Annotated in this window: 12 protein-coding genes; 9 read left to right on the top strand and 3 right to left on the bottom strand. The window is 39.0% G+C overall.

Annotated elements, in window-relative coordinates; translation table 11 throughout:
• Positions 1-52: 52 nt before the first annotated feature.
• Together GWD08_RS01805 and GWD08_RS01800 are read left to right on the top strand one after the other, a co-directional pair.
• The gene (locus tag GWD08_RS01805; protein ID WP_159543977.1) at positions 53-727 is read left to right on the top strand and encodes a response regulator transcription factor; all 675 of its coding nucleotides are present in this window, start codon (positions 53-55) and stop codon (positions 725-727) included.
• Positions 720-2024, top strand: coding sequence for a sensor histidine kinase (locus tag GWD08_RS01800; protein WP_159543975.1), 1305 nt, complete (start codon positions 720-722; stop codon positions 2022-2024). The genes GWD08_RS01805 and GWD08_RS01800 overlap by 8 nt, the downstream gene beginning before the upstream one ends.
• Before the next feature lie 465 nt (positions 2025-2489).
• Here the strand turns inward: GWD08_RS01800 and rpsT are convergent, their stop codons facing one another.
• Both rpsT and coaA read right to left on the bottom strand, forming a co-directional pair.
• Positions 2490-2738: a 30S ribosomal protein S20 gene (gene rpsT, locus GWD08_RS01795; RefSeq protein WP_167547760.1), complete on the bottom strand. Its 249-nt coding sequence runs from the start codon at positions 2736-2738 to the stop codon at positions 2490-2492.
• A 53-nt stretch (positions 2739-2791) separates the two neighbouring features.
• On the bottom strand, positions 2792-3712 hold the full coding sequence (gene coaA, locus GWD08_RS01790) for a type I pantothenate kinase (RefSeq protein ID WP_159543971.1): 921 nt from the start codon (positions 3710-3712) through the stop codon (positions 2792-2794).
• A 295-nt stretch (positions 3713-4007) separates the two neighbouring features.
• Between coaA and GWD08_RS01785 the strand changes: the two genes are divergently transcribed.
• From GWD08_RS01785 to GWD08_RS01755, 7 genes are all read left to right on the top strand, one after another.
• On the top strand, positions 4008-4607 hold the full coding sequence (locus GWD08_RS01785) for a class I SAM-dependent methyltransferase (protein ID WP_159564009.1): 600 nt from the start codon (positions 4008-4010) through the stop codon (positions 4605-4607).
• A 525-nt stretch (positions 4608-5132) separates the two neighbouring features.
• The gene (gene deoC / locus GWD08_RS01780) at positions 5133-5795 is read left to right on the top strand and encodes a deoxyribose-phosphate aldolase (RefSeq protein WP_159564008.1); all 663 of its coding nucleotides are present in this window, start codon (positions 5133-5135) and stop codon (positions 5793-5795) included.
• Positions 5782-6171: a cytidine deaminase gene (locus GWD08_RS01775; RefSeq protein ID WP_159564007.1), complete on the top strand. Its 390-nt coding sequence runs from the start codon at positions 5782-5784 to the stop codon at positions 6169-6171. The genes deoC and GWD08_RS01775 overlap by 14 nt, the downstream gene beginning before the upstream one ends.
• Before the next feature lie 87 nt (positions 6172-6258).
• Positions 6259-7311: a BMP family lipoprotein gene (locus tag GWD08_RS01770; RefSeq protein ID WP_159564006.1), complete on the top strand. Its 1053-nt coding sequence runs from the start codon at positions 6259-6261 to the stop codon at positions 7309-7311.
• 270 nt (positions 7312-7581) lie between these two features.
• On the top strand, positions 7582-9114 hold the full coding sequence (locus GWD08_RS01765) for an ABC transporter ATP-binding protein (RefSeq protein WP_159564005.1): 1533 nt from the start codon (positions 7582-7584) through the stop codon (positions 9112-9114).
• A complete protein-coding gene (locus GWD08_RS01760) occupies positions 9107-10171 on the top strand; it encodes an ABC transporter permease (RefSeq protein WP_159543957.1) in 1065 nt (354 codons plus the stop codon). Before GWD08_RS01765 ends, GWD08_RS01760 begins: the two co-directional genes overlap by 8 nt.
• A gap of 1 nt (position 10172) precedes the next feature.
• Entirely contained in the window at positions 10173-11129 is a 957-nt protein-coding gene (locus GWD08_RS01755) for an ABC transporter permease (RefSeq protein ID WP_159543955.1), read from the top strand.
• Between the two features lie 320 nt (positions 11130-11449).
• Here GWD08_RS01755 and GWD08_RS01750 read toward each other — a convergent pair whose 3' ends face one another.
• Positions 11450-13171 (bottom strand): phospho-sugar mutase, encoded by a 1722-nt coding sequence (locus GWD08_RS01750; RefSeq protein WP_159564004.1) that lies wholly within the window; start codon positions 13169-13171, stop codon positions 11450-11452.
• Between the last annotated feature and the right edge of the window lie 362 nt (positions 13172-13533).

Genomic DNA, 13533 nt, shown 5'->3' with positions numbered 1-13533 from the left:
TTAAGCTAACTCTTAATAATATAGCACTGTGCTAAATGAGACGAGGTATGTAATGATTAAGCTCTTACTGGTAGAAGATGACTTGAGTTTATCAAATTCCATTTTTGATTTTTTAGATGATTTTGCCGATGTCATGCAGGTTTTTGATGGAGAAGAAGGTATTTTTGAAGCTGAAAGTGGTGTTTATGATCTGATTTTGCTTGATTTAATGTTACCTGGAAAAAATGGTTTTCAGGTATTAAAAGAACTACGAGAGCACGGCATTAATACACCAGTTTTGATTATGACGGCTAAAGAAAGCCTTGATGATAAGGGACACGGCTTTGAACTTGGGGCCGATGATTATCTGACCAAGCCTTTTTACTTGGAAGAATTAAAAATGCGCATCCAGGCCTTGTTAAAACGCTCGGGTAAAATGAGTGATAATCATATGACCTATGGTGATATTGTGGTTGATTTAGAGCGAAATCATGTCGAAGCAAAAGGCCAAGAGGTCGAATTACTGGGAAAAGAATTTGATTTACTAGTGTATTTTTTACAAAATCAAAATGTTATCTTGCCAAAATCACAGATTTTTGATCGCCTTTGGGGGTTTGATAGTGATACAACTTTATCAGTTGTTGAAGTATATGTCTCCAAGGTCAGAAAGAAGCTCAAGGGCACAGATTTTTCGACTAATTTACAAACGTTACGGAGTGTAGGATATATTTTAAAGGCCGATGATTAAATTAAAAAAGTTTTACCAATCAGACCACTTTAACCATTTTTTTCATTTTTTTGCTGTATTCACGGGTATTTTTGTGGTTATGACGATTATTATCCTGCAAATCATGCGTTTTGGTGTCTATTCATCAGTAGATAGTAGCCTAGAGACCGTTTCAAAGCAGTCCAATCTCTATGCCAGTCGTACCATGGAACGGATTACTTCCTTTTATTTTTATAATGATAGTGCCCTAATCAATCCTAGTGAATTTAAGGCAAAATTAGCTAACCAACCCGTGACAAATACAGATATTATCCTTTTTAGTAGTAATGGGACGGTAATTAATGCTATGGATACTTTTTCTAATTTCCATCACTTTACCTTGGATAAAAGCCAACTCAATGAAATTGTAACGAAAAATCTAGAAAATTTTTATGGGCGACAGGAAAAATTCCATACCATTACAGTTCCAGTCCATTCTAAAAATTATCCAGCTGTGGCTTACATGATGGCAGTAGCCAATGTTCAGCAATTGGAAATTGCTAATGAACGTTATGAGCAAATCATTATTATTGTGATGGTTCTCTTTTGGACTATTTCAGTGTTTGCTAGTATCTATCTGGCTAATTGGTCGCGCAAGCCAATCTTGGAAAGCTATGAAAAACAAAAAATGTTTGTTGAAAATGCTAGTCATGAATTACGGACACCACTTGCTGTCTTGCAAAACCGGCTTGAAACCTTATTTCGAAAGCCAAATGAAAGCATTCTTGCTAATAGTGAAGCCATTGCTTCTAGCCTTGAAGAAGTTCGCAATATGCGCATATTGACCACAAACTTATTAAATCTAGCACGGCGAGATGATGGGATTGCACCTCGCTATGAGCCAATTGACCAAGCCTACTTTGAGACTATTTTTAATAATTACCACTTGATAGCAGAAGAATATGGCAAGACCTTCTCTGCTAAAGTGGAAATGTTGCACCCTTTTAAAGGAGATAAGGCACTTTTGAAGCAGCTAGTGACTATTTTGTTTGACAATGCGATGAAATACACTGATAAAGACGGGCAGGTGATGATTAGCATACGCAGTAGTGAAAAAAATCTTTTTATCCAGGTAGCTGATAATGGTCCAGGCATTCGCGATGAGGATAAGGAAAAGATTTTTGATCGGTTTTATCGTGTTGATAAGGCAAGGACCCGGCAAAAAGGAGGCTTTGGCCTTGGCTTGGCTCTAGCAAAACAGATTGTCACCGCCTTAAAAGGTAGCATTAAGGTTCGAGACAACCAGCCCCAAGGCACGGTATTTGATGTAAGAGTTTAACTAACTTTTGTTAGGCTTAGGCGCCCAAACAGCAAGCAGATTAAAAAACCAAGCTATCACTGAGCTGCCTCCCATTGGAATGCTGTTCAATTTAGCTTGTTTTTTATGCTTAATTTTCAGTGACTACTTTAACAAAAAAGCTGTGCAATTTACCAATGTGACCCTAAATAGTCGCAACATAAGGATTAGCTAGCTCCACTATAGGCACAGCCTTTAAGATAAGGGACAAGAGTTTGTGTAGATGAGGTGAGTTGAAAAATGCGTGATAGCCTTTTGCATGTTATCTGCTTGCCTAGCTGATATTTTTTTAGAAGGGTAGGTAGATTTAACAACCGGCAAAATAAAACTGACTCAAGGTATACTCTACTAACTTCCTGATTAAAAGTCATGACGTAGGTTCGCGAATGCCATCAGTACTAGTGACTAAAAGAAAAAACTCCTAGAGGAGTTTTCATTGGTTTATTATTAGCCAAGTTTAGCAGCAAGGCGTGCTTTATCGCGGCTTGCTTTATTTGCATGAATCAAACCTTTTGATTGTGCTTTATCGATGCTTGAAGAAGCAGCACGGAAAAGCTCTTCAGATGGGTTAGCTTCGAATGCTTTGATAGCCGTACGCATAGCTGACTTTTGTGCTGAATTTTTTTCGTTTGCTTTAACGTTAAGTTCAGCGCGTTTGATAGCTGATTTAATATTTGCCAATGTTTTCACCTCCAAATTAATCTAACTACACTATTATATAGAATTTGTCCCTGTTTGGCAAGCCTTTATCATTTTTTCAAATAAATTTCATCGATTTTGTGATCTTTTGCTTTATGGAGAATTAATTCGGCTCGGTTGCGAGTTGGCTCAATGTATTTTTCAAGATTGACCAAGTTAATAGTTGTCCAAACTTCCTTTGCAAAGCTCATCGCCTCAGTCTGAGAAAGAGAGGTAAAGCGGGCATAATAGTTGTTGTGATCATGCCTTGCCAAATCAAGTAAACTGGCAAAGCGTTCTAAGTACCAATTTTCAATGTGACGCCGATCGGCATCAATATAAATAGAAAAATCAAAATAATCACTCATATAGAGACGGTTATTTTGTTGGTTCTGGAAAACATTAATCCCCTCTACAATGAGAAAGTCAGGCGCAGCGATAGTTTGCCACTTGTTGGGCACAATATCGTAGATTTCATGGGAATAGACCGGGATAGCTGCCTTCTGGCCATTTTTCATAGTATCTAAAAAGTTTAATAGCTGCTCCATATTATAAGACTCAGGAAAACCTTTACGATTGAGAATGTTTTTAGCCATTAGCTCCTGGTTTGGGTAGATAAAGCCATCTGTTGTGACGAGCTGAACGTGGCTATTAGGATAGGTTCTGGTGAGTAGGAGTTGTAGTAAGCGGCTCGTCGTTGATTTACCGACAGCAACAGAGCCTGAGATTCCGATAATAAAAGGACGCTTATGCGCTTCTTTTTTGAGAAATAGGCTTTTAGAAAATGTCAGATTTTCTTGGTTAATCTGGTATATTTGAATTAAATTGATTAGAGGCAGGTAAACTTCGATAACGTCATTTAAATCAATTTTATCATTAAGACTAGTAATTGTTTGAAGTTCATCAGGTGTTAAAGGTAATTTCGTTTCTTTGTGGAGATTTTTCCACGCAGAGCGGGTTAATCGTTCAAAGTTTACAAATTCACTTGTCATAATTCTCTCCTAGCTGAACACTGTTTTTATTATAACATTAAAGTAGCAAAAGAGGTTAAAAGTGGTATTTGCAAATGACAAAAGAAAGAAAAGCAGTTACTCTTGATAGGAGTTAATGAAAATAAATGAAAACAAATGAAAATAAACGAAAATAACCTAAAATGGATGTGGCCAAGGGGAAATAGCAGAGCAAAAAAACGAACATTATCTCGTGTTCCCTTTGCCAACAAGCGCCTTGTAAACCGTTACAAAGTGTGATAGAATGTATAATAATCTGGTAACGATAGGAAATTCAATGACAAACATGTATTATGATGAAAACCCTGAAAGTAAGCATGATTTGCATACCTTACAGGTCCGTTTATTAGAGCAACCCTTGTGTTTTAAGACAGATGCCGGGGTTTTTTCAAAAAAAATGATCGACTATGGGAGTCAAGTGTTGTTACATACGCTTGACTTTTCAAAAGGCAGCACCGTCTTAGATGTAGGGTGTGGCTATGGTCCCATGGGGATTGCATTAGCAAAGGCCTACCAAGTCAAAGCCACCTTAGTTGATATTAACAATCGCGCTCTTGCTTTAGCTAAGGAGAATGCAAGAGCCAATCACGTTGATGTGACTATTTTTCAGTCAAATATTTATGATTCCGTGGAGGGTAGTTTTCAACATATTATCAGCAATCCACCTATTCGCGCTGGAAAGCAGGTTGTCCATGCGATAATTGAAGATAGCTTGAAATATTTAGAAGACCAAGGTGACTTGACTATTGTTATTCAAAAAAAACAGGGTGCACCGAGTGCTAAAGAAAAAATGCAGTCGGTCTTTGGCAATGTTACCACTCTAAAAAAAGATAAAGGCTATTATATTTTAAGAAGTATCAAAACTGCAAAAAGTTAACGGTCATTCCTTCTTAAAAATAGCACAGCTTTAAGCTGATTGCCTATGGGAATAACTTGCTTAACGTATATCATTAGTATCATCTGGCCTTATCTAAACGCCTCTGATGAGCCGTCACAAGTGCCAGTTAGGGCTTATAGATTTTACTAACTCAGGCGAGCTGATAGCTAAACAAGCTCCCTTGAAAAAAGGATTAGTCTCAGAATGTGCTAACCCATAAAGTAAAAAGTGTTTTTGAAAGTCTGACTGCTTCACCTGGTGTCCTAAGCAGCATTCTAGAGCCTATCTTGGGAAGACTCGGTAGGATTAAAGAGGTCAAAACAGCGCTGTTTGATGGGAAAAATAGCCTTAGAGCTGACAAAAAACAAAAAAACTTGCCACAAACCATGTGGTGTAAACTGATTTTTTTCACAAGAAGAAATCACTGAAAAACAGGCTTACAGAATCTGAAAAAATGGTAAAATAGGGGATGAACAATTTACCCCTAAAAAATTGGAAAAAAAGTATTTCCTAAGGAGGAAAACAGTGGAAATTAATCAGTATATTGACCATACTCTTTTAAAGGCTGACAGTGTTAAAGTGCAAATTGACCAACTCATTGCAGAAGCAAAAGACTATCATTTTGCAAGTGTCTGTATTAATCCCACATGGGTTGCTTATGCTGCTAAAGCCTTAAAAGATAGCGATGTAAAAGTTTGTACCGTTGTTGGCTTCCCCTTAGGCGCAACAAGCTCAGCAACAAAAGCTTTTGAAACTCAAACAGCTCTTGCTGATGGAGCAGATGAAATTGATATGGTGATCAATATCGGTGCCCTAAAAGATGGCGACAACCAGGCCGTTGAAAAGGACATTAGAGGAGTGGTCAAAGCTAGCGGCGACAAATTGGTCAAAGTTATCATTGAAACCTGTCTATTGACTGATGAGGAGAAGGTCAGAGCCTGCCAATTAGCTGTCAAAGCAGGAGCAGATTTTGTTAAGACTTCAACCGGTTTTTCAACAGGAGGTGCAACGTTTGCTGATGTTAAGTTGATGCGCGAAACGGTCGGACCTGATTTTGGAGTCAAGGCATCAGGAGGAGCTCGCTCGTTTGAGGATGCCAAAGCATTTATTGAGGCTGGGGCAACGCGGATTGGTACCTCTGCTGGCGTTGCAATTATGAAAGGTGACATTGCAAATGGCGGATACTAATCTTGTAGATTTGGCAGTTACAGCAAGCAAGCAGGCCTATGTTCCTTACTCGCATTTTCCCGTAGGAGCTGCAATTGTAACCGCAGATGGGACAGTATATACTGGCTGTAATATTGAAAATGCTAGCTTTGGGTTAACCAATTGTGCTGAACGTACAGCTATCTTTAAAGCGGTGTCTGAAGGTCACAAAGAATTTTCAGAAATTGCCATATACGCTCAGACAGAAAAACCTGTTTCCCCCTGTGGTGCTTGTCGTCAAGTGATAACGGAGTTTTTTCCAAAAGACGCTAAGGTTACTTTAATTGCTAAAGATCAGTCAACACTTGAGACAACGATTGGTGAGTTACTTCCCTATTCCTTTACAGATTTACATTAAATCTGCTTTATTATGTTATTGAGCCATAATGGCAAAATAAGTTTTCAGCAAGCAATTGCTAGATGTTTTTTAGGAGGGTTCATCTTCATGAACAAAAAATTTATTGGCCTTGGATTAGCATCTGTTGCTCTTCTAAGTTTAGCTGCATGTGGCAACCGTGGTGCTTCTAAATCTGGTGAAAAAGGAAAGACAGATTTGAAAGCTGCTATCGTGACTGATACGGGTGGTGTGGATGACAAGTCCTTTAACCAATCAGCTTGGGAAGGCTTGAAAGCTTGGGGTAAAGAAAACGACCTCAAAAAGGGCGCTGGCTTTGATTACTTCCAATCTACTAGTGAATCCGAATATGCTACCAACCTAGATACTGCTGTATCAAGTGGTTACAAACTTATCTATGGTATTGGTTTTGCACTTAAAGATGCCATTGTCAAAGCAGCAGGTGATAACTCAGAGGTCAACTTCGTTATTATTGATGATGTTATCAAAGGCAAGAACAATGTTGCTAGTGTTACATTTGCTGATAACGAAGCGGCTTATTTGGCAGGAATTGCTGCCGCTAAAACAACAAAAACCAAAGTAGTTGGTTTTGTCGGTGGTATGGAAGGCACTGTTATCACACGTTTTGAAAAGGGCTTTGAAGAAGGCGTTAAATCTGTTGATAAAGACATCAAGATTAAAGTCGACTATGCTGGTTCCTTTGGGGATGCCGCTAAAGGAAAAACCATTGCCGCAGCCCAATATGCTGCCGGTGCCGATATTATTTACCAAGCAGCAGGCGGAACAGGAGCTGGTGTCTTCAATGAAGCAAAAGCTGAAAACGAAAGAAAAAATGAAGCCGATAAAGTTTGGGTACTTGGTGTTGACCGTGACCAAAAAGACGAAGGAAACTATACATCAAAAGATGGTAAAAAATCAAACTTTGTCTTAGCCTCTTCTATTAAAAAAGTTGGCCATGCGGTTCAATTGATCAACAAAAAAGTTGTTGATGGCAAATTCCCAGGTGGTAAAACAACGGTTTATGGCTTGAAAGATGGTGGGGTTGATATTGCCACTACAAACCTTTCTGAAGATGCTGTTGCTGCAATCAAAGAAGCAAAAGCTAAAATTATTGCCGGCGACATTAAGGTCCCAGAAAAATAAAAGCTATTTGAAAACAAACTAGGGCAAACCTAGTTTTGCTTCTGCTAGTTAGTCTTACTCTTAATAACGCAGCCGTCTCATATCAGCCAAGAGATTATCTGATAACTTGCTTGGTATGTGCCGCTGCCGGAGTGGTACGACGAACTCTTTAGTCTTATCGAGTTTTCGTATCACTCCCTTTTTCAACTGAGATTACTTTTATCTCAGTAAAGCTTAAGGTTTGTGGCAAGCTTTATTGAAATAAAAGATTGCATTGAAAGGAATACTTTTATGACGGAACATGTCATTGAAATGAAGGAAATCACGAAGACCTTTGGTGATTTTGTTGCCAATGATCACATCAACCTGTCTGTTCGCAAAGGCGAAATTCATGCTCTTTTAGGAGAAAATGGAGCTGGAAAATCAACTTTGATGAATATGCTGGCTGGTTTGTTAGAGCCAACAGATGGTGAGATTGTTATTAATGGAAAAACAGAAGTTATTGATTCACCATCAAAATCTTCCAATCTGGGAATCGGGATGGTTCATCAACATTTTATGTTGGTAGAAGCTTTTACGGTTGCTGAAAACATTATTTTAGGAAATGAAGTGGTCAAAAATGGCATCATTGATTTGAAAGAAGCAAGCAAAGAAATTAAAGAACTTTCAAATAAGTATGGCCTTTCTGTTGATCCAAATGCAAAAATTGCCGATATCTCAGTCGGAGCACAACAACGTGTTGAAATCTTAAAAACCCTCTACCGTGGTGCTGATATTTTGATTTTTGATGAACCGACTGCAGTTCTTACACCAGCAGAAATCAAAGAATTGATGATTATCATGAAAAATCTGGTTAAAGAAGGCAAATCCATTATTCTTATTACGCATAAATTAGATGAAATTCGTGCAGTGGCAGACCGAGTGACCGTCATTCGGCGTGGTAAAAGTATCCAAACGGTTGATGTTGCTGGTACAACCTCACATGATCTTGCAGAAATGATGGTCGGTCGGTCAGTATCCTTTACGACAAATAAAATCAGTGCCCAGCCTAAAGAAGTTGTACTGTCAATTAAAGATTTAGAGGTTGATGAGAATCGTGGCGTTTTAGCTGTTAAAGGCCTGTCATTAGCTGTTAAAGCAGGTGAAATAGTTGGTATTGCTGGTATTGATGGTAATGGACAAAGCGAATTAATCCAAGCTATTACAGGTTTACGCAAAGCCAAAAACGGTTCTATTACTATTAAGGGTAAAGAGGTGACACATTTAACCTCTCGAAAAATCACTGAACTATCCGTTGGTCATGTTCCAGAAGACCGGCACCGTGATGGCTTAATCCTTGACATGTCTATGGCAGAAAATATAGCTATCCAGACCTACTACAAAGAACCTTTAAGTAAAAATGGTATTTTAAATTACCGTAAAATTAATGAGTATGCACGTTACTTGATGAAAGAGTTTGACGTGCGCGGAGCTAGTGAACTTGTGCCAGCCCGTGGCTTTTCGGGAGGGAATCAACAAAAAGCAATTATTGCCCGTGAAATAGATCGCGATCCGGATTTATTGATTGTTAGCCAACCAACACGTGGTCTTGATGTCGGCGCTATTGAATACATTCACCGTCGTTTGATTGAAGAACGTGATAAAGGCAAAGCCGTACTGGTGGTTAGTTTTGAACTAGACGAGATTTTGAATCTATCTGATCGCATTGCTGTTATTCACGATGGTAAAATTCAAGGGATTGTCTCACCTGAGCACACAAATAAGAAAGAATTGGGTATCTTAATGGCTGGTGGCTCAATTGACAAGGAGGAAAAGCATGCCTAAAAAAGCACAAAAAATAGCAGTTCCAGTGATTTCTGTTTTGCTAGGATTTCTACTTGGTGCTATTATTATGTTTATATTTGGTTATGATCCCGTTTGGGGTTATGAAGGCTTGTTTCACATTGCCTTTGGCAGTGTGAGGAATATTGGTGAAATTTTCCGGGCAATGGGGCCACTAATTCTGATTGCGCTTGGCTTTACAGTTGCTAGTCGTGCTGGGTTTTTCAATATTGGTTTATCAGGTCAAGCATTAGCGGGTTGGTTAGCTTCGACCTGGTTTGCCTTGGCGCATCCTCAGATGTCTCGTCCCTTGCTTATTCTAATTACAGTGCTTATTGGGATGATTGCAGGAGGAATTGCTGGCGCTATTCCAGGGATTCTTCGTGCCTTTCTTGGAACTAGTGAAGTTATTGTAACGATTATGATGAACTACATTATTTTATACGTTGCAAATTTTATCGTCCAAAAAGGCTTACCGCAAGCTTATAAACAAAGTATTGACTCGACCATCCAGGTTAGTAAAAATGCTAGTTACCAAACAGAATGGCTTTCAGCTTTAACCAATCACTCACGGATGAATATCGGAATTTTCTTTGCTATTATTGCCATTGGTCTGATTTGGTTCTTACTGAACAAAACGACACTAGGTTTTGAGATTCGCTCAGTCGGACTTAATCCTCATGCTAGCGAATATGCTGGAATGTCTGCTAAGCGAACAATCATCTTATCTATGGTTATTTCAGGAGCTCTAGCTGGACTTGGTGGTGTTGTTGAGGGTCTTGGAACTTTCCAAAATGTCTTTGTTCAAGGAGCTTCATTAGCCGTTGGTTTTGATGGAATGGCTGTTAGTTTACTAGCTGCCAATTCACCAGTTGGCATTGCCTTTTCAGCATTCTTGTTTGCCGTTTTAAATGTTGGGGCACCAGGGATGAATATTGCAGGGATTCCACCTGAATTGGTGAAAGTTGTGACAGCTTCCATTATCTTCTTTGTTGGTTCTCATTATTTAATTGAAAAATATATGTCTAAATCTAAAAAATCTGTAAAGGGAGGCAATTAAGATGTCAGTTATCACTATCTTATCGCTCCTTGTATCATCCATGCTTATCTACGCAACACCGCTCATATTTACAAGTATTGGTGGAACCTACTCTGAGCGTGCTGGCGTGGTTAACGTTGGCTTAGAGGGAATCATGGTTATGGGGGCTTTTTCAGGAATTGTCTTTAACCTTGAATTTGCAGAAACATTTGGCAAAGCTACTCCTTGGCTAGCTGTTTTAGTCGGTGGACTTGTTGGTTTGGTCTTTTCCTTGCTTCATGCAGTAGCAACGGTTAACTTTCATGCTGATCATATTGTATCTGGTACCGTCTTGAACTTATTGGCACCTTCTTTAGCGATCTTTTTGGTTAAGGTCATGTACAACAAAGGACAAACAGATAATATTCAACGTTCATTTGGGAAGTTTGATTTTCCGATTCTATCGAAAATACCGGTAATTGGTGACATTTTCTTTTCAAATACGACTTTGATAGGTTATCTTGCTATTCTCTTTTCGATTTTAGCTTGGTTTGTTTTGTATAATACACGTTTTGGTTTACGTCTAAGATCTGTGGGAGAACATCCACAAGCAGCTGATACTTTAGGTATTAATGTTTACCTAATGAAATATTATGGTGTAATGATTTCTGGTTTTCTTGGTGGTGTTGGAGGAGCAGTCTATGCGCAATCTATCTCGGTTAACTTTGCCGTAACCACGATCTTAGGACCGGGCTTTATTTCCTTAGCGGCAATGATTTTTGGGAAATGGAATCCAATTGGGGCGATGTTATCCAGTCTGTTCTTTGGTTTATCACAAAGTTTGGCCGTTATTGGCAGCCAATTACCATTATTAGAAAGCATCCCAAAGGTTTATCTCCAAATTGCCCCTTACTTGCTAACCATCATTATCTTAGCAGCCTTCTTTGGCCAAGCGGTTGCGCCTAAGGCGGATGGGATTAACTACATTAAAACAAAATAGGCAGTGGCAAACACTGTTTAGTAACGGTTATCGTTGGTCCAAATCCCAGCGGTGGGAGGCAGAAAGTCACTCTTTACCCCAGCTGACAGTCCTCACTTGTTTAAAAAATTTACCGACTTCTAATCATTAGATTTTCATCTAATGATTAGAAGTCATTTTTTTGAGGACTTATAATCAGCTGTGCTTGACCTGTCTTATTAGCAAAATTAGTAGAAAAAACAGTCTATCTGCTAGCCTTGGAAAAGCTGTTAGATAAACTGTTGAAGTGTCTAGAAGACTATGTTTAAATTGATAATTACAAGTAAGGATGGTGTCTTATGTTAATTATCAATAAAGGTATTGATTTCCGTTTCAATAGCGGCGATTTTTTGTTCTGCATCAGCAAAAGAATGCCCTACCGTAGCAATGTAAAATTTAATTTTAGGTTCAGTACCTGAAGGACGAACAGCAAACCAAGAATCATCACTTAAGGAATACTTCAAAACATTGCTTGGTGGCGTTGTGAGAGGTGAGACGGTCCCATCAGCCGCTGTTGCTGTTTGGGCTTGGAAATCTTCTAAAAGTTGAACAGCCGTGCTGTTAAATTGTTTTGGTGCCTTTTCACGGAACTTAGTCATAATTTTTTGAATTTCAGCAGCCCCATCCATACCAGATAAGGTCACAGAAATGGTTTTTTCGGCAAAATAGCCGTATTCTTTATAAATCTCATCAATACCATCGGCCAAGGTTAGACCACGCGAGCGGTAATAAGCAGCAATTTCAGCTACAATTAAGACAGCTTGAATGGCGTCTTTGTCACGCACAAAAGGTTTAAGCAGATAACCAAAGCTTTCTTCAAAGCCAAACATATAGGTATAATTGTGCTTTTCTTCAAATTCCTGGATTTTCTCTGCGATGAATTTGAAACCAGTTAGCACATTAAACATGGTTGCACCATAACTCTCAGCAATCTTAGTGACTAATTCAGTTGAGACAATTGATTTTGCTAAGGCTGCATTTGCTGGAAGGGTACCAGCAGTTTTATGTGCTTCTAAGATGTACTTGGCGATAATAGCACCAATTTGGTTTCCTGATAAGTTGCGGTAGGACCCGTCTTCTTGACGAATTTCCACACCCAGACGGTCAGCATCTGGATCGGTGGCAACTAGGACGTCGGCATTAACAGCTCGGCCTAATTCTTCAGCTAAGGCAAAAGCAGCTTGGTTTTCGGGATTAGGTGAATCAACGGTTGAAAACTCAGGGTCAGGTTTAGCTTGGGCTTCAACAACTTGGACAGAATCAAAGCCAGCTTGCGCTAAGGCTCTGCGTGTTAGCATTTCTCCTGTACCATGTAGTGGAGTATAAACAATTTTCATATCCTTGCCAAATTGCTCAATTAAGTCGTGATTAATAGTGACTTCCTTGACTTCTTTTAGGTATGCTGCATCTACAGCTTCGCCAATAACTTCAATGAGTCCATTTTCTTTAGCGACTTCTAGATCGGCTAGCTCAATGGCAAAAGGATTATCAATGGAACGAATATAAGTGGTTAAGGCATCAGCATCAACGGGTGGCATTTGTCCGCCATCGGCACCATAAACTTTGTAGCCATTAAAGGGAGCGGGATTATGGCTTGCTGTAATCATAATCCCAGCAAATGTCTTGAGATGGCGCACTGCAAAAGATAATTCTGGGGTTGGTCGTAAACTTTCAAAGACATAGGCCTTGATGCCATGCGCAGCTAGGACTTGGGCTGATTCAAAGGCAAATTCTTGGGAAAAATGACGTGAATCATATGCAATGGCGACACCAGCTTTTTTGGCAAGGTCTCCCTTGGTTTCAACCAATTTGGCTAGGCCTTTGGTTGCTTGGCGAACAACGTAAATATTGATACGATTAGTCCCTGCGCCGATGTAGCCCCGCATGCCAGCTGTGCCAAATTCTAGATTAGTGTAAAAGGCATCTTCTTTTGTTTTTTCATCCATAGCTTTTAGTTCATCATGCAGATAAATTGGTAAGCCTGGATGGTTGACCCACTTGTCATAATTGTCTTTATAAGTCATTTCGGTTCTCCTTTGTATTATTAAACGCTTTCATTATACCATTTTGAAAAGAAAAAAGCACTAACTTTTAGATTGGTTTGCAGTCTTTTTCTGTAACGTTACAATAGATGTGAGACCATTGTATAAAAAAAGAAGAAACCTGATATGATAAGTTTTGAACCCAACCATCAAAAAGGAGTCTTCTCATGACTAGTATACCACAAAATGTTCGCTACTTGCCACACACATTAAATACGAATCATTCCCGTAGTTAATATTGTTGTCCAATTTGTTATAGTCCAAAGGGAGATAATAATGACTTTCCTTGTCTTAACAATTGGTCAACAATATTCACTGATGCCCTTTCTTCCAATTAAATGCAA

The organism is Streptococcus halichoeri, assembly GCF_009870755.1.
Taxonomy (GTDB): Bacteria; Bacillota; Bacilli; order Lactobacillales; family Streptococcaceae; genus Streptococcus; species Streptococcus halichoeri.
The sequence above is the reverse complement of the archived record's forward strand: the minus strand, read 5'-3'. Positions and strand labels throughout refer to the sequence as shown.

Excerpts from the sequence above, each read along its gene's own strand:
- GWD08_RS01750 (WP_159564004.1), bottom strand. The coding sequence starts at position 13,171 with ATGACTTATAAAGACAATTATGACAAGTGGGTCAACCATCCAGGCTTA.
- GWD08_RS01805 (WP_159543977.1), top strand. The coding sequence starts at position 53 with ATGATTAAGCTCTTACTGGTAGAAGATGACTTGAGTTTATCAAATTCC.
- GWD08_RS01800 (WP_159543975.1), top strand. The coding sequence starts at position 720 with ATGATTAAATTAAAAAAGTTTTACCAATCAGACCACTTTAACCATTTT.
- GWD08_RS01765 (WP_159564005.1), top strand. The coding sequence starts at position 7,582 with ATGACGGAACATGTCATTGAAATGAAGGAAATCACGAAGACCTTTGGT.
- GWD08_RS01760 (WP_159543957.1), top strand. The coding sequence starts at position 9,107 with ATGCCTAAAAAAGCACAAAAAATAGCAGTTCCAGTGATTTCTGTTTTG.
- GWD08_RS01755 (WP_159543955.1), top strand. The coding sequence starts at position 10,173 with ATGTCAGTTATCACTATCTTATCGCTCCTTGTATCATCCATGCTTATC.
- GWD08_RS01775 (WP_159564007.1), top strand. The coding sequence starts at position 5,782 with ATGGCGGATACTAATCTTGTAGATTTGGCAGTTACAGCAAGCAAGCAG.
- GWD08_RS01770 (WP_159564006.1), top strand. The coding sequence starts at position 6,259 with ATGAACAAAAAATTTATTGGCCTTGGATTAGCATCTGTTGCTCTTCTA.
- coaA (WP_159543971.1), bottom strand. The coding sequence starts at position 3,712 with ATGACAAGTGAATTTGTAAACTTTGAACGATTAACCCGCTCTGCGTGG.
- GWD08_RS01785 (WP_159564009.1), top strand. The coding sequence starts at position 4,008 with ATGACAAACATGTATTATGATGAAAACCCTGAAAGTAAGCATGATTTG.